An 18,499-nucleotide genomic window follows, 5' to 3' on the forward strand; every position below is an offset into this window, starting at 1 on the left:
AATACGCTTCAGTTAAAGGTAAAAGTCTTTGCCAATGACAAATGACAAATGACCAATGACCAATGACTAATGACTAATTTGTCTAATCGGAATTTCAATCCAAAATTCTGTACCTAACCCCGGCTGAGAATCACATCTAAACACACCACCATGTTTATCTACGACAATCTGGTAACTAATTGACAACCCCAAGCCAGTGCCTTTTCCCACTGGCTTAGTTGTGAAAAAGGGATCGCAGATTCTTGCTCTGAGAGCTTCGGGTATTCCTGGCCCATTGTCTGCAATGCGAATGACTACACTCTTGATATTGTCTTCAAGTTCTCCAAAAGCAGTATGGATAGTAATTTGACTGCTATGAGGTTTTGATTGAGATTCCGTATAATCTTCTAAAGCATCGATCGCATTGCTTAAAACATTCATAAATACCTGATTTAGTGGGCCAGCATAGCAGTCTACTAAAGGAAGGTTAGTATATTCTTTGACTACTTTAATTGCCGGACTTTCTGGTTTTGCTTTCAAACGATGCTGCAAAATTAGCAAGGTGCTATCAATGCCCTCATGAATATCAACTGGTTTTTTTTCTGCTTCGTCAAGGCGAGAGAAGTTCCGTAAACCCAAGACAATCTGACGGATGCGATCGACCCCAATTTTCATGGAAGATAGAGTTTTGGGCAAATCTTCTATGATAAATTCTAAGTCGATCTCGAAGGCGCGATCGCTAATCTCAGGACTAGGGTTGGGAGTATTTTGGAAATAGAGGTCTAGGATACTGAGTAAATCTTGGGTGTAATCATTGACATGATTGATGTTGCCATAAATGAAGTTCACGGGGTTATTAATTTCGTGAGCAACACCAGCTACTAGTTGACCTAATGAGGACATTTTCTCAGTTTGGATCAGTTGGGTTTGAGTTTGCTTTAAATCATGCAAAGCTTGAGCTAGCTTTTGGGTCTGCTCTTTGGTTTGATTATGTAATTGAGCTTGTTGGAGTGCAACCCCAAGCTGATTGGCAATTTGAGTAATAAACTTAATTTCTGAGGCTTCCCAATGGCGGGGTGCAGAATTCTGGTAAGCTGCTAGCAAGCCCCATAGCTGTTGCCCGATAAATATAGGTGCGATCGCATAAGCTCTTGCTTGAATTTGCTCTAAAGCCGTAACATGGCATTGAGAGTGGCCAACTTTATAGATGTCATCGACTACAAAGGTTTCATTGTGACGATATCGCCCACCTTGAGTTTCCTGTAAATAGCTATCTTGCCAAACTGTATTAGTATCAGAACTTACTAGCTTTAACCAGTTATCATCCACAAACTCGGCGATATATTCACCACTCCAATCAGCCTCGAAGCGGTAGACTGCAACTCGATCTGCTTGTAATGATTTACAAATTTCTTGGGTGGTTGTCTGAAAAATCGCATCTAGATCGAGAGATTCTCTAACTTTCGCCACAACTTCAAACAATACCCGTTGTTGTTCTGTTGCTTGTTGCAAATCTAATGTCTGTTGTTGTGTCTGAGAGAGTAAATCAGCTTGCTGGAGTGCTACGCCCATTTGGGCGGCAATCTGACTGAGAAAGTTAACTTCAGAAGTTTTCCATTGCCGGGGGCCAGTGTGTTGATAAGTTGCTAGTAAACCCCAAAGTTTTTGCCCAACAAAAATCGGAGCAAGCACAAAAGCATGAATTTGAAACTGCTCTAAATTGTCGATATGACACTGAGCAAACCCCATATTGTAGATGTCATCGACCGCAAATGTTTCATTGTGGCGATAACGTCCTCCTTGTGTGTCTTGTAAGTAAGTGTCATTCCAAATTGTATTAATACCTAGTTCGGACTCATTCGACCAATATGGACTAGCAGCCTCGAAATCTCCGACAAATTCACCACCCCAATTAGAATCGAAACGATAAACAGAAACGCGATCGGCTTTGATTAATTGACAAACTTCTTTAGTAGTGGTTTGAAAAATCGTATTTGTATCCAGAGATTCCCGAATTTCGGCAATAACTTTAAACACAGCCTGTTCTTGTTCAGCTGTCCGTTGTAACTCAATTGTGCGTCTTTTAACTTGTTTTTCTAAATTTTCATTGAAGACTTGTACTTGTTGGTATAATTCATACTGCTGAATTGCAGAAGCAAAGTGTTTACTCAGGTTTCTAGCCAGTTCAATTTCTTCAACCGTCCATTTTTGAGCTTGTGCTTTTTTAGATTCGCGCCAAACCTCAAAGGATTGTCGGGGGTACACTTGCCTTTGATCGCTGTCATACTGCCCCGCCCACAGGGTTTCTGTATCTACTTCATTGCGGAAAATACTTAAGTAACCCAGCAACTGCTGACGATACTGGAGTGGGATCATCAACATGCTGCGAATTTTAGTTGGTTGAAAAGCAACTTGCAAAGTTCGCAAGTCAGAAATTTTATATATATCTAAAATTGCCCAAACATCGTAGTTACCTGACTTGTAGTGTTCCTGCCAGACACTATACTGCTCTATGAGTGGATATATGGTTTGTTCTGGCATTACAGGTTGCTGTCCACAGATATAAAGCTTGATACAAGTATTTCCTGGTATTAAGCATTCTGTTAAGCTGGTCACGTTGCCATTGTGAAAATCAAAACCTGCATTTCTGATGCAAAGCCTACCACCAACACCATCAAAGGCAGCAACAGCCGCTTCTAGTGCTGGTTGTAAGACAATCGTCGGCAGTGAATGCAGTAGGGTAGAAATGCGATTAACGATCGCTTCTCGTTCGGCTGTTGTGCGGACTTGAGTGAGGAGGATACTTTGAGCGATCGCTATTGATAGCTGCTCGACTACCATTTGTATTGCTTCTAGTTCATATTCTGAAATTAAACGCGCTTCAGAATTATGAGACACCAGCAGCCCCCAAAGTTGATCTTGATAGAGAATAGGCGCTACTACAGAAGATTTTACCCCCATTGCCGTTAGATATTCAATATGACAGGGGTCTACAGGACGGTAACGGATCTCCTCTGATATAGTTTCTCCATTATCCAAATCACGCAGGTGAATTTGACCAATTTCTTTAGTATCAACGTTTACAACAGAACGCACGCGTGATTTGATAAATAGTTCACGGGCGGTGGGTGGAATATCATCAGCAGGGAAATTCAGTCCTAGTAGTGATGGCAAATGATTTTCATAAATTGACTCAGCAATCACTTGACCACTATCATCAGGATGAAATTTGTAAATCATCACTCGATCGGTTTTTAATAGCGATCGCACCTCTGCCGTTGTCACTGTGATAATTTCTTCCAACTCTAAGCTTCGTCGGATACGGTTTGTAATGCGGCGTAGTAAACTTTCTTCATCGCAATATAAAGGCAAATTTTGTTCAGGATTAGAGGTCATTGTTATAGCAAAATAAATTAATAATTTGAAAATTGACATAATTAAATCTAAAGACATTGTGAAATTTATTTCATCATTTTGTCTTCAGTAAAACTACGGTCAAATCACTAGTAAAAATATTTATTTGCCTTTTATCAAAGTTCACCAAAAAATCATAAAAAAAGACGCTAAAAAAGTTGCGTCTGTACTAGGTACAAGAGAAAATTCTTGCTTTTTAGTTTTAACTTTTTGTTGACAGAGTAACGTTCAACAAAATTAAACTCTTGTGTTGTCAGCAAAGCGGATTTTTAGATAGTCATTTTCCATCTTTGCTCCACCTGGTTGTAGTGCTGCTAAGGCTTGTGGCAAAACTAAGTTACGACGATGGTTGCCAATAGTAATGTTTAATTCGTCTCCAGTTTTACTGAGTTGAACTTGGTCTTTAGGGATACCAGGTAAGTAAAGTTCTAAGCTGTATTGGTTTTCTTCTTGCACTACTCTAAGAGTTGTTTCTTTGTAATAAACCTGAGTCGGATCTTCATCTTTATAAAGAGTTTCTTTCAGGCGTTCTAATGAAGCTAATCCGCACATTTCCTCAGAAAAAAGGGGAACTTCTTTCACAGGCAAAGGGTGAAAATCATCATGAATTTCCCGGCGATATTGCTCCTGACTTTCCTTCCAACGTTGGAAAAAAGGATCTTGGACTTCGCTTGGGATAATGCGATTAGCCACTACTAAATCTGTTGCAACGTTATACAAACTTAGATAAGCATGGGCGCGAAGAGACTCTTTAATCACCATTTTTTCGGGATTAGTTACCAGACGCACTGAGGTTTGAGTATTATCTGTTAATACTTTTTCCAGAGATTCAATTTGTTCATAAAACTCATAAGGTGCATCCATTACCTCTTTATCAGGTAGCGAAAAACCAGCAATTGGTCTAAAAAAAGGTTCAACCAGAGGTCGAAGTGCCACCGAGATGTTTTGAAATGGTTTGTAAAAACGGCGCATATACCAGCCACCGACTTCAGGTAAACTCAACAAGCGGAGTGCTGTGCCAGTGGGAGCTGAGTCGATAATTAAGACATCAAACTCACCTTCATCGTAATGACGCTTCATCCTTACCAAGCCAAAAATCTCATCCATGCCTGGTAAAATTGCCAATTCTTCCGCCTGTACGCCGTCTAAACCTCTTGCCTGTAAAACTTGGGTAATATAACGTTTCACAGCACCCCAGTTTCCCTCCAGTTCTTGCAGCGCATCTAGTTCTGCACCCCACAGATTTGGGCGAATTTTTCGGGGTGTATGTCCCATTTCCATGTCAAAACTGTCTGCTAGGGAATGGGCGGGATCTGTACTTAAAACCAATGTCTGATAGCCGAGTTCTGCACAACGGAGTCCAGTTGCAGCAGCGACGGAAGTTTTGCCCACACCGCCTTTACCAGTCATCAAAATTACACGCATAGATGCTTCTGTCCTGCCTGAGGATTTTTGACATTTATTTACATTATCGACTGTTTAAGGAAAATAAATGTTGTTTCAACACGTCTAGGCATTATTATGAGTATTTACCCTAACTCATCCGTTGGGTTTTGCTGCAATAGCCGATCGAGTTTAGTTTCCAGTGCTGAGAGTTTTTTGAGAATTGTGGGGCGATCGCCATCAAGAGAAATTAGTAAATTGGTTATTCTCTCTTGTATGTTTGTTAATTGTGCTACTGCATTCTGGATTTGAAGCATTCCTTCTCGGAGTTCTTGGCGTTCCTGACGTGCTTCCGCCATTTCATCTAACATAGCTTGGACTGTTTTAGCATTACTCTCAAGTAGATGTTTGAGTTCTTTATCAGTCATTGCGATCGCGCTTTCGAGTTGAGTTTATTATTCACTCTAAAGTATTGGGGGATTTTGTTTCAATCCCCCGTAGAGCAGCACAACTGTGCTACCCTGCACTATGGTTTAATTACCTAAAAATTGCGATCGGGGCTGTTTACTGGCTCAACATGGCAAAAGCTTGCTCAACAAGCATCTTAGCCTTGTGCAAGTTCAACAGTTTTTCCTGTTCAAATCTATCTGGGTAAGCCATTTTCCTACCTTCGAGCGTTAGCCGAATCAGCGCTATTTGCTCATCTGTAGGTGAACTCATCTCATCTATCGCTGCGCCAATATACTGAAAAGTCGTGAAAGTGGGAGGCTTTAACCCTCTTCCCTCTTGCATCTGATGTAGTGCTAATTGCGGGAATGCCATCAGAGAAGTGATGTAAGAAACTTTGTATCCTGGGTTTCCTGTCGGCTTGATACCGTAGCGTCGGCATAAGTCGCGTAACTCTCGGATGGTTTTGATTTCAAGTTCGGAACGCGTGAACATAAAATAGAAGTGTCCATTTTTGATAGTGGATATTGGTAGGTGTCAACTTTTCCAGGGTGAACACCTACCTTAAATACAATCTATTGTTATGCGCGCATATCGTTCAAGATATATTTACGTTTCTATATAAATGCCTAATCCTAAAGGAACACCAGAAAATTTAAACCCGATTGAATCAAACAGAGAAGAAAAGTTAATAGCAAATCTCAGCTTCCGTGTTACCGAATCTATGAAGGAAGAGGTAAAAGCTAAAGACGATCCTCCAGAATTTTGCCGTCGTGCTATCCAAAAAGCACTAGATGAAGAGAAAGAGAAGTAGTGCTTATTTTTCCTACTCTAACTCTTCTGGATCAACCCCCAATTCCTTCAATCTAGCCTTCAGTTCTTCCACCTGCTGGTGTGCTATTTCAGTTTCTCGTTCTGCTGCTTGTGCCCTTTCTTCTGGAGTCGCTACCAACTGATTATCTACGTTAAAAAACCGTAATTTGGATTCATAGATTCCCAAAAATAATTCTAACTGCTGACTCCACAGCCACCCTTGAGCATTTGGTTCCAAAGCTTGATATTTACCACCCACTAAACGAAATCCTTTAAACTCCAAAGTATTGGGGTGAAACCAAAAATATTCCGGCGTGCGAAAAGTCTCTTGGTAAAGTTCAAACTTCAGACCTTTATCAACCTTGGCAGTACTGTTAGAAAGTAATTCAATAATCACATTGGGATACTTTCCTTGTTCTGCCCATAATACCCAACTTTTGCGGGGGCGATTTTCACAATCCTTGACGACAAAAAAATCTGGCCCTCTAAAGTCTCGCGTAGTAATCTGTTCTGGGCTAAAATAAATTGTTAAATTTCCAGTAGCATAAAAATCATTACGCTGACGCCACCACCATTTCAGACACGCCAACAGTAGTTCAATTTGCTCGCGGTGTAGATCGCTTTCCAAAGGAGGCTCATCACTCCATAAATCACTAGGGGGAATGATAATATCTTCTGCTTCTGTATGTATAGTTAATTCACCAGGGATCTTAGGATTTTTGGCAGCCTTCATAAGGATTAATGGCTTTCGTTGTTACATCTAGTGTAATAGCAAGACTTCAGTCCTGATTTTGTTCGCATAGCATCTCGTTAGAGAGGACTAAAGTCCTGACTACAAAGTATGGCTATTTTGACCGAAGAAGGCAGAGGGCAGTTCTTGCTGGAGGCAGGAGGAAAGAATTTATTTTCCCTCTACAAGCGAGGGTTTCAGAGCAAGTAAATTTATTTATGAAAAAAGGTAAAAAAATGTATTTCAGCGAGTAGGCGCCAAAAAATACAGCGCTCAATTGTTAAATCCCCTAAATTTATTTATGGGGATTCCCTCCAGCAAGAACTGCCTTCTCTTCGAGACGCTACGCGAACGTCCTCCTGCCTCCTTAAGGTCATCATCTTATTTTAATCATCGACTTTTTCAAGAGGAAAAATGCTGTTTCACCACATCTAAGCGCGAACAGTTCCAATAATCGATATGGGAGACAATCAAACCATCAGAGTTAAGACCTAATTCACTCCAACCAGGAATAGAGATCCGTGGCTTCCAGGGCAGAGGAGTATTCCAACTGAGTGTCCACTCAGTTTTTATTGTGTCTCCTAAACGTTGAATATTATGTAAGTCCATCTTGGGATCTAAAAAGCAAATTTGGATAAAATTAATCATTGCTTTGTAACGTTTAACACCACGAAATTTATTCAGTGGGTCTTGAAAATAAACGTTTGGAGTGTAAATGCTGTAAGTTTGATTTACTGGGAATCTTTGATAGTCTTCTTTGAGGATTTCAATGATATCCATGATAGATAAATATATCTGTAAATTGGTTTAATATGAAAACTGAAAAATGGAAATTAACCCTGATTCCATAAACGTTCTAACTGACGCCGCCAAGCAGTTAGGACTTCTTCTCGCCCTTGTGAAGTTTGATTTATTTCGCCCATCATTCCTTCGGCGTAAAAGCGTTCTAAGCTTTGCATAGTAGCTTGCAGAGATTGTCCTTGCTGTTTTGCTGCCTGAATAATTTGCCGGATGCGGCTTTCAATTAGTCGATTAAAGACATTATCTAATCTAGCCTGATGGAGAGATAAAAGTCGGTTGATTGCATTGGACAAATCTGCATTCACTAAAGTTCCACTGTGATATTGAAATACCCCCCAAATTACCCTTTCATGCAAAGCGTAACGTACTTCTTGAGTGTCATCAAAGTTGGCTTCTAGGAACTGTTCTAAAAATGGTTGGGCTTCTTGGATGGGCAGAATAGGCAGTAAAACTCGCAGCCAAGTATTATCTTCGGAAAGCAGCACCAACAGCCGAAAAGTAGGAGTGTCTACTTGCCACGATCCAGGAGCGATCGTAGCAATAGCCGATGTGTCAAATAATTCTGTGAGCGTAGCCGCAATTTCTTCAGGTGTCATAACTTTTTATTTAGATATAGCCTCTAGATTAGCGCAGAGGTGCATCAACTGATTCACTAGAACGCTTGCTTGTCCAGTCTGAAAACGCAGTGGGGGCGTACAGCTAGGTATACGCCCCCACGAATGAATGTATTCCACTGAATTGAAATATGTGATTTAAATAAGCGAATTGCTCAAAAACACGATACCGATCGCACATAAAGCGAAGCCAGCAAGGCTGATTTTCCAAGGTAAAATTCGGTTTATTTCTCCCATACCCATCGCAACACCAATTTCTCTAGCGCTCATGGCAATGGCAAACAGAGTTAAGGTAATACCTAGTATATAGGCAACTACTGGTATCATTCCTGCGGCAACAATAGATTCAGCATTACCGTAACCCTGAAATAAACCAGCACTGATGCCCAGCAGAGCAAGCACCAAAAAGTTTAGTTGATTTGGCATCATCAGCATAGTACCAAAAACAATGGTAGAAATGGCGATGGCTGCGCCAACGCTTTCAGCGAACGCTATTTCTGTGCCTGGTAAATTTAGCTGGAATAAATGAATTACAATGCCCAAAACTGTTGCGAAGACAAAACATCCAGCGATCGCAGCGCCACGAACAAAGACAGATGAGAGTAAGCCAATAGCAACAATACCAACTAAACAATCCAAGCTAATGACTGGATCTGCTAATCCCCAGAGAAAGCCTTCCCAGGAGTTAGTGATGGTATGGTTAAGTGGTGTTCCACTCAATGAACTGAGTAAGCTAATTAAAATGAGAGCTGCGATCGCTCCAATATGACGATCCATGAACTTTGAGGTATTAAGTTCCCCCCAAGCACGGGATTCTGATAATTTAGTCTTGAACATCGCTATATACCAAATTAGTTTTTAGGTAATTTATACTACCCACCTACCCCAAAAAACTAACGTGGTAATTACGCTAGATCGTACTAGCGTCATAAAGTTATGTAAAGCCGCAGTGGTAGAAAAAGTTCTCTCATCAGCAAGTAGGATCGGGCTATTGATATTGAGATTCAAGATGCGATCGCTAATCAATCATCGTTTTAACGACTGCTGACAATACAACTCAACTATAAAAATGAATCTAAAGTACGGTGAATTCGATATTTTGGAGCAAGAATTAGAAAGCCTTCCACCGATGCATCGAGTGGCGTTTGCAGTATGGAGGGAAAATCCCCGATTCAGAAAAGCAGTTGCTTGAATTACCTGGAATTGGTAAATATACAGCTCGTGCTATTTGTTCTCAAGCCTTCACTCAACCGCTAGCTGTACTCGATACTAACGTAGCTTGCATCCTCGAACGCTTCTTTGGCTTGCAAGGCGAAAGAGTGAAATCGCGTTGTAAAATTCTTTGGAGTGCAGCAGAAATAATTGCTCCTAATAAGGAAGTTGGCAAATGGAATCTAACCTTGCTAGACTTTGGAGCGATGGTTTGTAGGGCAAAAAATCCTCTTTGTAATAATTGCCCTCTCTCAACAAAGTGCAATTATGTCCAAACGCAACGTAATTAAAATAAAAAATATTTTTATAAAACTGCTTCCATAATTTGAAGAATTAACAATTACTTTATTTGCGATCGCATTATCTTAAAGCAGTATATATGTGTAGCACTGTTTTTACTTTTTACTTTTTACTTTTCGTTAATTTATTCTGACTCCTGAATACTTACTTCTGAATTATTTCTGACGATATGCTTAACTAAATCTTGAATCATTTGGGCATCTGTTTCACTTAAACTTTCCAACTCAATTTTGTTATTTTCTTGTGGGGTACTAGAATCGCTACTATATATACGACGACTCAAGCCTATGGGACTATTCTCATAAAATGTTGTATAGAATACACACGCTGCAACATACGATCCAATCGGACTAGGGTGGCTTTGATCGCAGCTGTAAAGGTTTAACTTCACATTCGCTTCTTGAACTTTTTGCCAAGCAATTCCCACAGGTGCAACTTTAGCATTGAGTTCTTTAGCAATGCTCATATAAGCATCAGTCAATATCTGTTGCGTTTCTGGTTGATTTTGCTTTGCCCAAGTCAAGTAAAACACTGTTTGGGAATTAACTCGTTTAATTTTAGCATCAAACAGACTAGCATACTTGTACATTTCCTTGGAATTGGTAATTGGTAAAGTACTTTGCTCTTGCAGTACTACGTAATCCCAGCGTTTCGCTTTCAAAAGCCTGAGTGCTTTACCACGTTTCCAGTGGTTTTTGAGTGTAGCTCCACCAACCACAACCATTTCAGTTTCCAGCGTTTTAGGTTCTTTCGCTGAAGCAGCCAACTGTTGCGTCAACCAAGGAAGATCGTTGAAATAGGTATAGCTGTTGCCAATAAATAAAACTCTGATTGCCTGCTGTTCGCCTACTGGGAAGGAATTTACCTGAATCTGCTTTCCTAACATCTTAAACAAGACAATTATCAGAAAGAGGAATAAACATATATATACAATGTTGGTGTTGCTCATCATCTCTTAAACCTTTGCAGTATAACTTAATTCTTGGATGGGATTTTTTTGGAAATAGTTCTGACTCTTGATGAGTATATGAAAGTTTTTCCAACAAATTGCAAATTTTACCCAACCTAAAACTTTTCTTAACTGAACTGTATTAATAAGAATCCCCAGAATGCTTGAATACTTTCTCAGTAAATAAGTCGGCGAAAATAAATAAAACTACAAAATTTAAGCTACAACCTCTTTAAAAACTCGTTTCTAGACTCTGGCTAGAAATGTTTCTGATTGCGCTACTGCCGTCAGTCAGGGAGGTAGCAACCCCAAAATAGGCATTCCCAGTCCAAGATCGGCAGAGTGAGTTAGCAAATATCGTAGATAGTCTATGGTATTTTCTGAGTTTCCCGCGTCATCAGGTTTAATAATTAATTTTCGTTCCAAATAATCAACGACCCTGTAGTATGTCTGCTAAATTATGACTTTATCACCCTAAAGTTATAGAGATAATTTGAATTTAGTGCAAAATTTATAAAATTTATGTCTAAAGGAATAAGCACAAAATTAACCTGACTATGCCTAAAAATTTTGTATGCATAGAACAGTCATTCTCAACTAATATCTCTATAGATATAACTAAAAAAGCTAATTTTAGGATAATTCCATCTGTAGGCTCACGCAATTTAAACAAAAAACGTTAATACTGAAAAAATAACTTTATTAGCATTAAATCGTAGTTGTAATCAAAAATTACAATCCAGACAAAAAATAGAGAAAAAAGTACAAACAATGGCAACCTCTACAGACCGCGAGCAACAGATTCAAAAACTGCGCGAACTAATCAAAGATATCGATTATAGTATGTTCACCACAGTCGATGACGATGGCAGTTTGCATAGTTACCCTATGTCAAAAAGTGGTGAGATTAACTCTGATAGCATACTCTGGTTCTTTACTTATACTGGTTCCCATAAGGTGACTGAAATTGAACACCATGAGCAGGTAAATATTAGTTTTTCGTCACCCGAACAGCAGCGATATGTTTCTATATCAGGTACAGCACAACTTGTGAAAGACCGCAACAAGATGCGAGAGCTATGGAAGCCGGAGCTTCAAACTTGGTTTCCTAAAGGACTAGACGAACCCGATATTGCTCTGCTAAAGGTGAATATTAACCAGGTTGATTATTGGGATAGTGTATCGAGTTTCAAGCCACAAACAATTAGTTTTTTGACCTCATCACGCCTTTAAGTAATTCGTAATTTGTAGTTAACAATTCAATTACGAATTCTTTTAAGACGTGTAATTGTTGGAAAAAATTAGCACCCAAGAAGCCATTTGCTATGCCATAAGTTTACCGATCGCAACATTTATCAGCGGTATTGATTCTCTGGAAATACTGCGTCAGAATTTAGCGATCGCTCGTGGCTTTCAACCGATGCAGGCAAACCAAATGCAGGCATTGCGCGATCGCTACGCCCAATACGCTGCCGATGAGCGTTTTGAACTCTTTAGATGACGATTGAAGAGCCGGCTGAATACGGTGAAATTTTGGATCGGGCACTTGCGACACCAGGGCCAGTAATTGTAGAGGCGAAAGCGATCGCTCCATTTTTTTTCACGAAAAAAGTACATTTTTAGAGATATGAGTGAAAATGAATGTAGAGACGTAGCACTGCTACGTCTCTACAAAGATTCTGGATAACGCATATTTAATTTTATTCATATCTCTTTGTATGTAAAATCGTAGTGTTTTTAAACGCTGAGGGACGCAACGTAAGCGTAGAGTGTTTTGGAAGCAATGTTGTATTTAGGAAGTATCAGATGTTGCACAAACAATTGATTTATTGCTGGCAAAAATGGTTACTTCCCATCTTGATGCCTGCTACTGTGCAAATAGTGGTTTTAACATTAGGGGTGTTGAGCATCTTGGGAAGCACTGCTCCGATGAGTCATGCTCAAACTGTTTTCCCCACTTCTATTGCAAGTAAACTTCAACTGTTAAGTACCACTAGGCACATCCAGGAGCAACAAACACCATCAAAATCAACAGTGCTAAATGCCACTGTGTATCGCAGTCCCGATTGTAACTGTTGTGGCGGGTGGATTGCTCACTTAAAGGCACAGGGTTTTAAAATCACAGATTTTTCTACGCCTGACATCGAAACAGTCAAACAAAAGTACAACGTGCCGGATAATTTGTCATCTTGCCACACAGCAATTGTTAATGGATATGTCATCGAAGGACACGTCCCAGCAGACGACATCAAACGTCTGGTTCAAGAAAAGCCAAATGTTGTTGGTTTATCTGTTCCTCAAATGCCTGTAGGCACACCTGGGATGGAGATGGGGAATCGAAAAGACCCGTTTTCTGTACTTTCTTTCGATCGCAATAACTCAGTTGCAGTATTCAATAAGTATGGTGGTGAATCCTGAGTGAATTAAAAGGGTCTTTTAACTCGCAACTCAGCACTCTTCATTTAGAACCATTTTTGAGCGACTGCGACAAATGACTTAACCATTTCCTAAACCAGAAGGTAGATGCGAAAGTTGCAACATTTTGAGAAAGAAACTCAATGGCATGGTTACAATCTTGCAGGCTGGCATCGAGTCCCATTGCATGATAAATTTCACGAGCATTGCAAAAGGCATTCATCGCTTCTGATTCTCGATTGATTTTTTCTAACACTAAACCCAAATTAAACCAGGCGTTTGCTTCCTCATTTCGGTCATCAAGATCCCTGCCGATCTCTAATGAACGCTGATAAAACTCAAACGCCCTTTGGTACTTTCCTAAAGCCTTATAAGCACCGCCCAATCCACTTAAGGCCATACTTTGACCATTGCGATCGCTGATGAATTTTGCCAGCCCTAACCATTGTTGGTAAAACTCAATTGCTAGTTGGTAAGATCCCAATGATTCATAAGTACTGCCCAAACTTCCCAGGCAAAGACCTTCACTAGTCCAATCGCCTGTTTTTTTGGTTATACTCAACCATTGTTGGTAAAAATCTATCGCTTGCTCGTACTTACCCAGGTATTCATAAGTATTGCCCAAACTTCCCAAACAAATGCCTTCCCCAGTGCGATCGCCTATTTTCCTGGTAATACTCAACCACTGGTGATAAAATTCAATCGCTCGCTGGTATTTGCCTAGTGATTGGTAAGCGTTACCCAATCCAGATAAAGATTTGGCTTCTTCTAAGCGATCGCCTATTTCTCTAGCTATATCTAACCACTGTTGATAAAACTCAATTGCTAGGTGGTACTCGCCTAGTGACTGGTAAGCATTGCCCAAACTTGCCAAAGAAATGACTTCCCGATTGCGATCGCCTGTTTCTCTGGCTTTTTCTAAACACCGCTCTTCAAACTCAATGGACTCAATATTATTTAGTCCCCCGGATCTTATTACTTCTGTCATTCTCTATAGAAATTTTTGATCGATAAGCTGTTGATTATACAATCTTCTGTGGCTTTAGCACAGGATAAATGCAACTTATGTCAAAATCGAGAAATTCTTCTTTAATATCAAACTTTATTATATACGCAGCATCCCGATGTATAAAAGGCTTTTATTTTTCTTTGCTAACAATCACCCGAATATACCGTGCTGAAAAACTTAGCTTTCTCAAAAGATATAAGACAAACCAAATTAATCAGCAGCAGCATAATCTGGCAATACATTGAGTTCTAAATTAACAGCACTTAGATAATTTTGATCGTTTAAAACTTGTGATGGTAACTTATCTGCATTCACAGCAGCTTTAACCAAATCTTTCGCAAGAATATTTCTATTCTTAGTTTTAAATATTAGCGCTTCTCCGCTAGGAATACCATGTTGTTGCAGACCTCCTTGATAAGCAAAAGTAACTAAATTTGAAGGCTGAAGGTAATTCGCAGAAGTCGAGTTAGTGGATAAATTGTTAGAGTTAATAGCTATTGTTTCACTGTTGTTGGTAGTAGCTGTTTGAGCGCCAGCTATTCCAGGTACAAGAGTAATAGAAGCAAAAATCAGTGCAGAATTTATCAAGGTCGCAAGTTTCATAAGTTATATTTAGGTAAAATGCAATCGGTGTTCTTTAGTAATAGAGTCCTCTTTATTATTAATCTCAACTTCCTTCAATCAGGTCATCTGATCGGTTGATCTATGACTCACCCAAAAGGGTGAGCTAATTGAATGACACAAAGAGCAATAGAGACTTGTTAAGCCTAGATACAGAAAAGATTGGTTGAAATTTTCAAGTACTGAACTGAGGCGAGTTGCACATTTATGCAATTTTTCAATTCGCTTCTTGAAGCAGAGATTGCTGCGACAGGTGACTCAAACACTCCCATTCACTCAAGCTGAATCGTAAGTATTTTGCCGGATGTCAGAGAAAAACACTTCGTGCTGCTTTGCTAAAGCGTCTCTACGCACCTAAAATTCTCGCTTGGGAGAAAAAACTTGACGGCAAAGCGCTTTTGTAGTACAGTTATACTATAAAAGCGCTTAAATGTTGCATAAAACTTTACCACTCCCGACTACGCCAATAGGAGAGTACAAAATAAATGAAGCTATCTAAGGTAGACTTGAGCAGTTTAGTAGCGATCGCTCACTCTGATGGATATTTGCAGTTGTTGCTCGACCGAGGTAACGAACTAGAGTTTTTGGAAATTCCGGCCCCGATACAAGCTTATGAAGGATTGCAAGAACTGAACGAGGCGATTGCCGAAACGACTGCATTACCCTTTGAAGAAGAACCAATTGTCATGCTACCAGTTGTCTCATCAATGGCTATGGCTGTAGGCTACGATCGCAACGAACAGATTTTGCAAGTTGAATTTCAAAGTGGAGCGGTTTATCAGTACTTAGGCGTAGACAAGGATACTTGGGAAGATTTACATTCCTCTGACTCAATTGGCAGCTTTTTCAATCAAGAGATTAAAGGTAGATATGACTGCGATCGCCTAGATAATGCAGATTAACGACTTAACTAAAACCACTAAATATAGATTAGTAACGCTTTCTTCAGAGACAATAGAAAAAGCCTATATAATATCAACGCAGTTATGACAACCACACTTACCTCTGCTGTTAAACCAAGAGCCGAAGATAGTTTTGCCATTACCTTTGCGCCGTTATCTCTGGAAGAAATCTACGCTAAATCTGACGATCCAGCCAATGGTGCTGTGGTTGTGATGAGTGGTATGGTTCGCAATCAAACCGATGGTAAACCTGTGATTGCTCTAGAGTATCAAGCTTATGAACCGATGGCGTTGCGGATATTTTATCAAATTGCTGCTGATATTCGCTTATCTATGTCTGATGTGAATCGAGTCGTGATTTATCATCGCGTTGGACGTTTGCGAGTTGGGGAAATCAGCGTTTTAGTAGCTGTGGGTTCTCCTCATCGGCGTGAGGCGTTTGAAGCTTGCCAATATGTTATTGATACGCTCAAACACAATGCCCCTATATGGAAGAAAGAGCATTGGGAAGATGGTTCTAGCACCTGGGTGAGTATTGGTGCGTGTGAAACATCAGGAGAAAATTGTTAAGATTTCCAATTTACCGACATTCTCGCCCACAATTATTAAGAGTTTTGACAAAATATTCATAGCCCCAGGTAAACTGTTATTTACTTACTTGAAGTGTGTTGAACTCATCGACACCACTCGCCATAACCTTGAAAACCGCAAAACTTCGTTGACTGGTGTCGATTGTTTCCACAGTAAAGGTTTCAGACTACAAAATCGATTGCTTATTGATAATTACTTGATAGTTGTTGACAAAACGAACTCTGCAATCTCTATACGATTCCCGCCGGGATCTCGGAGGAAAAACCGCACACATCCTGGAAGTGGTCGTCGATCGGGAATAATTTCTATCCCATGCTCTTTTAGGTGTACTTCAAAGGCGTTTAAGTTATCGACTTGGAAACAAAAATGCCGTCTAGATGCTTGGTTATTGGCGTTTTTCTCTCTACTAACGTGCAGTTCAATGTCTCCCAACTTGTACCATGCTCCTGAATCATTTTTAATGACATCAGGTCTGGCAATTTCAGTCAGTCCCAAAACTTCACTGTAGAAAAATAGTATTGCTTCCTCCACTTCAAAAGGATAGGTTACTTGAATATGATGAACTGCATTAAGCTTCATAAATTTTTCTCCTAATTTGGGTTAAATTTGGTAATGCTACAATCACCTTTTGCCGTAATACTGGCGTATTTCTAAAGTTTTTCTGTTCCAACTCACCGAAACAGTGCTGAGTGCTGAGTAACGAGTGCTGAGTAAAAAAGTAATAATTGCATTCAGCACTTTATGTTTGAAGCCACGGCTTTTAAGCCAAGGAAAAAGAAATAAATATTTATTTCGAGGAGAGTGCAACAAGAAATAATACGTCCAAGATCAATCCCCTAGATTTATCTATGGGGTTATATCAAGTCCGGTTAATCACTTATGATTATCGGCTCTGTGCAAAAATCGGAAAAGTCTCTTTCCCCCTGCTCCCTGCTCCCAGCAAGAACTGCGGTCTAAATGATAAGTCTTTGACCGGACATGATATTACTCTAAGCCGAGGCACTCCTGAACAAACATCTATGCGACAAGCTTTCCGATACTGATGCGTTCTTCTACGAGATAGCCAAATTTTCTATAAAATTCAACTACTTCTGCGTTGGAGACACGAACTTGGAGATTGATTTTGAGACATCCCATCGCGATCAATTCCTTCTCTGCGTGCTGCACTAGCTTGCTACCAATACCCTGCCGTTGATACTGAGGACTGACCGCAACTGTGTATAACCAACCACGATGCCCGTCATATCCTGCCATTATAGTGCCTAAAATTACAGAGTTAATCTCAGTAATGAAAAACAACTCAGGCTGTACAGCAAGCTTCTGACTGATTACCAATTTTGGGCTGCTGTGCGACGGTTTATTAGGAAACACCTCATCCCACAAAGTACTGACTAATTCAGCATCAGATTCTTGGTATGGTCTTATATTCATCTACATCTCTAAATCAAAAGACTTGCCTTATGAACTTACAGATGAGTTTTTGACAATTTGGCGATCGCTTATGCAAGGTGAAGAAGTAACCTATAGTGGTCGCCACTTGCAAGTTCAAGGCGCAAAACTCCAATTTCCTCCCGTACAAAAGCCTTACCCCACCTTATATTTTGGTGGTTCTTCAGATGCTGCTCTCCAAGTTGCTGCTAAACACATTGATGTGTATTTAACCTGGGGTGAACCACCAGAACAAGTTGCTCAAAAGATTGCCAAGGTACGCCAATTAGCAGCAGAACAAGGTAGAACGGTACGCTTTGGGATTCGGATGCACGTCATAGTCCGCGAAACTACGCAAAAAGCTTGGGATGCAGCTAATGAACTGATTCAGTATGTGGATGATGAAACCATAGCAGTTGCACATCAGCGGTTTGCTGAGTCGGAATCAGAAGGACAACGCCGCATGACCGAACTACACAATGGCGATCGCCAAAACCTAGAAATTAGCCCCAACTTATGGGCAGGTGTTGGCTTAGTGCGTGGCGGCGCTGGGACTGCCTTAGTTGGAGATCCAGAGACAGTTGCAGCGCGAATGTTGGAATATACCGATTTAGTAATTGATACCTTCGTTTTCTCAGGGTATCCCCATCTCGAAGAAGCCTATCGAGTCGCAGAATTATTATTTCCCAGGTTGCCGTTACAAACTCCGGCGATTGCATTACCGCAGCAGGTTGCAAGTACATTCAGTGAATTTGTTACCAAAACAGATTTACTCAAACCACAGCCTGTGTAAGCAATTCAAAATTCAAAAAAGCATGAGTCCGAAAAAACCTCAACTTAGACCGACTAACTTTTTCTAAAGCAAGTTTTGCAGCAAAAAGGCTCAAGCAT

The 18,499-nt window shown here is 40.2% G+C and carries 22 protein-coding genes and 2 pseudogenes; 10 read left to right on the forward strand and 14 right to left on the reverse strand.

The window, feature by feature from the left end:
• Window positions 1-66: 66 nt before the first annotated feature.
• The 4 genes from V7K41_RS03525 to V7K41_RS03540 all read right to left on the reverse strand — a co-directional run bounded on the left by V7K41_RS03525 (window position 67) and on the right by V7K41_RS03540 (window position 5,718).
• Window positions 67-3,375 carry a GAF domain-containing protein gene (locus V7K41_RS03525; RefSeq protein ID WP_334845751.1) on the reverse strand — a complete coding sequence of 1,103 codons (3,309 nt, stop codon included), beginning with the start codon at window positions 3,373-3,375 and terminating at the stop codon, window positions 67-69.
• A gap of 255 nt (window positions 3,376-3,630) precedes the next feature.
• On the reverse strand, window positions 3,631-4,818 hold the full coding sequence (locus V7K41_RS03530; RefSeq protein ID WP_334845752.1) for a TRC40/GET3/ArsA family transport-energizing ATPase: 1,188 nt from the start codon (window positions 4,816-4,818) through the stop codon (window positions 3,631-3,633).
• Window positions 4,819-4,922: 104 nt separating this feature from the next.
• Window positions 4,923-5,204, reverse strand: a complete 282-nt coding sequence (locus V7K41_RS03535) for a hypothetical protein (protein ID WP_104904624.1) — start codon at window positions 5,202-5,204, stop codon at window positions 4,923-4,925.
• A gap of 136 nt (window positions 5,205-5,340) precedes the next feature.
• Window positions 5,341-5,718, reverse strand: coding sequence for a hypothetical protein (locus V7K41_RS03540; RefSeq protein ID WP_334845753.1), 378 nt, complete (start codon window positions 5,716-5,718; stop codon window positions 5,341-5,343).
• A 130-nt stretch (window positions 5,719-5,848) separates the two neighbouring features.
• Here V7K41_RS03540 and V7K41_RS03545 point away from each other — a divergent pair, with 130 nt between their 5' ends.
• The gene (locus V7K41_RS03545; RefSeq protein ID WP_292809150.1) at window positions 5,849-6,037 is read left to right on the forward strand and encodes a hypothetical protein; all 189 of its coding nucleotides are present in this window, start codon (window positions 5,849-5,851) and stop codon (window positions 6,035-6,037) included.
• Between the two features lie 12 nt (window positions 6,038-6,049).
• Here V7K41_RS03545 and V7K41_RS03550 read toward each other — a convergent pair whose 3' ends face one another.
• The 4 genes from V7K41_RS03550 to V7K41_RS03565 all read right to left on the reverse strand — a co-directional run bounded on the left by V7K41_RS03550 (window position 6,050) and on the right by V7K41_RS03565 (window position 9,018).
• Window positions 6,050-6,769: a Uma2 family endonuclease gene (locus tag V7K41_RS03550; protein ID WP_334845754.1), complete on the reverse strand. Its 720-nt coding sequence runs from the start codon at window positions 6,767-6,769 to the stop codon at window positions 6,050-6,052.
• 399 nt (window positions 6,770-7,168) lie between these two features.
• Entirely contained in the window at window positions 7,169-7,546 is a 378-nt protein-coding gene (locus tag V7K41_RS03555) for a DUF2358 domain-containing protein (RefSeq protein ID WP_334845755.1), read from the reverse strand.
• A gap of 53 nt (window positions 7,547-7,599) precedes the next feature.
• The gene (locus V7K41_RS03560) at window positions 7,600-8,163 is read right to left on the reverse strand and encodes a hypothetical protein (protein ID WP_334845756.1); all 564 of its coding nucleotides are present in this window, start codon (window positions 8,161-8,163) and stop codon (window positions 7,600-7,602) included.
• Window positions 8,164-8,319: 156 nt separating this feature from the next.
• Window positions 8,320-9,018: a HupE/UreJ family protein gene (locus tag V7K41_RS03565; protein ID WP_334845757.1), complete on the reverse strand. Its 699-nt coding sequence runs from the start codon at window positions 9,016-9,018 to the stop codon at window positions 8,320-8,322.
• Between the two features lie 232 nt (window positions 9,019-9,250).
• On the opposite strand from V7K41_RS03565, the gene V7K41_RS03570 reads away from it, so the two are divergent.
• Window positions 9,251-9,373: a hypothetical protein gene (locus tag V7K41_RS03570; RefSeq protein WP_334845758.1), complete on the forward strand. Its 123-nt coding sequence runs from the start codon at window positions 9,251-9,253 to the stop codon at window positions 9,371-9,373.
• Entirely contained in the window at window positions 9,366-9,683 is a 318-nt protein-coding gene (locus V7K41_RS03575) for a hypothetical protein (RefSeq protein ID WP_334845759.1), read from the forward strand. The genes V7K41_RS03570 and V7K41_RS03575 overlap by 8 nt, the downstream gene beginning before the upstream one ends.
• A 134-nt stretch (window positions 9,684-9,817) precedes the next feature.
• Here the strand turns inward: V7K41_RS03575 and V7K41_RS03580 are convergent, their stop codons facing one another.
• Both V7K41_RS03580 and V7K41_RS03585 read right to left on the reverse strand, forming a co-directional pair.
• On the reverse strand, window positions 9,818-10,579 hold the full coding sequence (locus V7K41_RS03580; protein WP_334845760.1) for an SGNH/GDSL hydrolase family protein: 762 nt from the start codon (window positions 10,577-10,579) through the stop codon (window positions 9,818-9,820).
• 396 nt (window positions 10,580-10,975) lie between these two features.
• Window positions 10,976-11,095, reverse strand: a pseudogene (locus V7K41_RS03585) (IS630 family transposase); the annotation flags it as partial.
• A gap of 318 nt (window positions 11,096-11,413) precedes the next feature.
• Here V7K41_RS03585 and V7K41_RS03590 point away from each other — a divergent pair.
• From V7K41_RS03590 to V7K41_RS03605, 4 genes are all read left to right on the forward strand, one after another.
• Window positions 11,414-11,875 (forward strand): pyridoxamine 5'-phosphate oxidase family protein, encoded by a 462-nt coding sequence (locus V7K41_RS03590; RefSeq protein ID WP_334845761.1) that lies wholly within the window; start codon window positions 11,414-11,416, stop codon window positions 11,873-11,875.
• A gap of 58 nt (window positions 11,876-11,933) precedes the next feature.
• On the forward strand, window positions 11,934-12,143 hold the full coding sequence (locus V7K41_RS03595) for a hypothetical protein (RefSeq protein WP_334845762.1): 210 nt from the start codon (window positions 11,934-11,936) through the stop codon (window positions 12,141-12,143).
• Window positions 12,140-12,265: a hypothetical protein gene (locus tag V7K41_RS03600; RefSeq protein ID WP_334845763.1), complete on the forward strand. Its 126-nt coding sequence runs from the start codon at window positions 12,140-12,142 to the stop codon at window positions 12,263-12,265. The genes V7K41_RS03595 and V7K41_RS03600 overlap by 4 nt, the downstream gene beginning before the upstream one ends.
• Before the next feature lie 183 nt (window positions 12,266-12,448).
• Window positions 12,449-13,060: a DUF411 domain-containing protein gene (locus tag V7K41_RS03605; RefSeq protein ID WP_334845764.1), complete on the forward strand. Its 612-nt coding sequence runs from the start codon at window positions 12,449-12,451 to the stop codon at window positions 13,058-13,060.
• Window positions 13,061-13,100: 40 nt separating this feature from the next.
• On the opposite strand, the gene V7K41_RS03610 is transcribed toward V7K41_RS03605, so the two are convergent.
• Both V7K41_RS03610 and V7K41_RS03615 read right to left on the reverse strand, forming a co-directional pair.
• Window positions 13,101-14,045, reverse strand: a complete 945-nt coding sequence (locus V7K41_RS03610) for a tetratricopeptide repeat protein (protein WP_334845765.1) — start codon at window positions 14,043-14,045, stop codon at window positions 13,101-13,103.
• A gap of 231 nt (window positions 14,046-14,276) precedes the next feature.
• Window positions 14,277-14,669: a hypothetical protein gene (locus tag V7K41_RS03615; protein ID WP_334845766.1), complete on the reverse strand. Its 393-nt coding sequence runs from the start codon at window positions 14,667-14,669 to the stop codon at window positions 14,277-14,279.
• Window positions 14,670-15,172: 503 nt separating this feature from the next.
• On the opposite strand from V7K41_RS03615, the gene V7K41_RS03620 reads away from it, so the two are divergent.
• Window positions 15,173-15,589: a KTSC domain-containing protein gene (locus tag V7K41_RS03620; protein ID WP_334845767.1), complete on the forward strand. Its 417-nt coding sequence runs from the start codon at window positions 15,173-15,175 to the stop codon at window positions 15,587-15,589.
• An 84-nt stretch (window positions 15,590-15,673) separates the two neighbouring features.
• Window positions 15,674-16,159, forward strand: coding sequence for a molybdenum cofactor biosynthesis protein MoaE (locus tag V7K41_RS03625; RefSeq protein WP_334845768.1), 486 nt, complete (start codon window positions 15,674-15,676; stop codon window positions 16,157-16,159).
• 213 nt (window positions 16,160-16,372) lie between these two features.
• Here the strand turns inward: V7K41_RS03625 and V7K41_RS03630 are convergent, their stop codons facing one another.
• Complete coding sequence (locus V7K41_RS03630; protein WP_334845769.1) at window positions 16,373-16,759, reverse strand: VOC family protein; 387 nt, start codon at window positions 16,757-16,759, stop codon at window positions 16,373-16,375.
• 438 nt (window positions 16,760-17,197) lie between these two features.
• Window positions 17,198-17,611: a GNAT family acetyltransferase gene (locus V7K41_RS03635; protein WP_334845770.1), complete on the reverse strand. Its 414-nt coding sequence runs from the start codon at window positions 17,609-17,611 to the stop codon at window positions 17,198-17,200.
• Window positions 17,612-17,624: 13 nt separating this feature from the next.
• On the opposite strand from V7K41_RS03635, the pseudogene V7K41_RS03640 reads away from it, so the two are divergent.
• Window positions 17,625-18,401: pseudogene (locus tag V7K41_RS03640) on the forward strand (LLM class flavin-dependent oxidoreductase); the annotation flags it as partial.
• Between the last annotated feature and the right edge of the window lie 98 nt (window positions 18,402-18,499).

The organism is Nostoc sp. (assembly GCF_036917415.1).
Classification (GTDB): Bacteria; Cyanobacteriota; Cyanobacteriia; order Cyanobacteriales; family Nostocaceae; genus Nostoc.

Excerpts from the sequence above, each read along its gene's own strand:
- V7K41_RS03550 (WP_334845754.1), bottom strand. The coding sequence starts at position 6,769 with ATGAAGGCTGCCAAAAATCCTAAGATCCCTGGTGAATTAACTATACAT.
- V7K41_RS03610 (WP_334845765.1), bottom strand. The coding sequence starts at position 14,045 with ATGACAGAAGTAATAAGATCCGGGGGACTAAATAATATTGAGTCCATT.
- V7K41_RS03635 (WP_334845770.1), bottom strand. The coding sequence starts at position 17,611 with ATGAATATAAGACCATACCAAGAATCTGATGCTGAATTAGTCAGTACT.
- V7K41_RS03525 (WP_334845751.1), bottom strand. The coding sequence starts at position 3,375 with ATGACCTCTAATCCTGAACAAAATTTGCCTTTATATTGCGATGAAGAA.
- V7K41_RS03565 (WP_334845757.1), bottom strand. The coding sequence starts at position 9,018 with ATGTTCAAGACTAAATTATCAGAATCCCGTGCTTGGGGGGAACTTAAT.
- V7K41_RS03625 (WP_334845768.1), top strand. The coding sequence starts at position 15,674 with ATGACAACCACACTTACCTCTGCTGTTAAACCAAGAGCCGAAGATAGT.
- V7K41_RS03605 (WP_334845764.1), top strand. The coding sequence starts at position 12,449 with ATGTTGCACAAACAATTGATTTATTGCTGGCAAAAATGGTTACTTCCC.
- V7K41_RS03600 (WP_334845763.1), top strand. The coding sequence starts at position 12,140 with ATGACGATTGAAGAGCCGGCTGAATACGGTGAAATTTTGGATCGGGCA.
- V7K41_RS03560 (WP_334845756.1), bottom strand. The coding sequence starts at position 8,163 with ATGACACCTGAAGAAATTGCGGCTACGCTCACAGAATTATTTGACACA.
- V7K41_RS03530 (WP_334845752.1), bottom strand. The coding sequence starts at position 4,818 with ATGCGTGTAATTTTGATGACTGGTAAAGGCGGTGTGGGCAAAACTTCC.
- V7K41_RS03535 (WP_104904624.1), bottom strand. The coding sequence starts at position 5,204 with ATGACTGATAAAGAACTCAAACATCTACTTGAGAGTAATGCTAAAACA.
- V7K41_RS03570 (WP_334845758.1), top strand. The coding sequence starts at position 9,251 with ATGAATCTAAAGTACGGTGAATTCGATATTTTGGAGCAAGAATTAGAA.
- V7K41_RS03580 (WP_334845760.1), bottom strand. The coding sequence starts at position 10,579 with ATGTTAGGAAAGCAGATTCAGGTAAATTCCTTCCCAGTAGGCGAACAG.
- V7K41_RS03590 (WP_334845761.1), top strand. The coding sequence starts at position 11,414 with ATGGCAACCTCTACAGACCGCGAGCAACAGATTCAAAAACTGCGCGAA.
- V7K41_RS03555 (WP_334845755.1), bottom strand. The coding sequence starts at position 7,546 with ATGGATATCATTGAAATCCTCAAAGAAGACTATCAAAGATTCCCAGTA.
- V7K41_RS03630 (WP_334845769.1), bottom strand. The coding sequence starts at position 16,759 with ATGAAGCTTAATGCAGTTCATCATATTCAAGTAACCTATCCTTTTGAA.
- V7K41_RS03540 (WP_334845753.1), bottom strand. The coding sequence starts at position 5,718 with ATGTTCACGCGTTCCGAACTTGAAATCAAAACCATCCGAGAGTTACGC.
- V7K41_RS03615 (WP_334845766.1), bottom strand. The coding sequence starts at position 14,669 with ATGAAACTTGCGACCTTGATAAATTCTGCACTGATTTTTGCTTCTATT.
- V7K41_RS03620 (WP_334845767.1), top strand. The coding sequence starts at position 15,173 with ATGAAGCTATCTAAGGTAGACTTGAGCAGTTTAGTAGCGATCGCTCAC.
- V7K41_RS03545 (WP_292809150.1), top strand. The coding sequence starts at position 5,849 with ATGCCTAATCCTAAAGGAACACCAGAAAATTTAAACCCGATTGAATCA.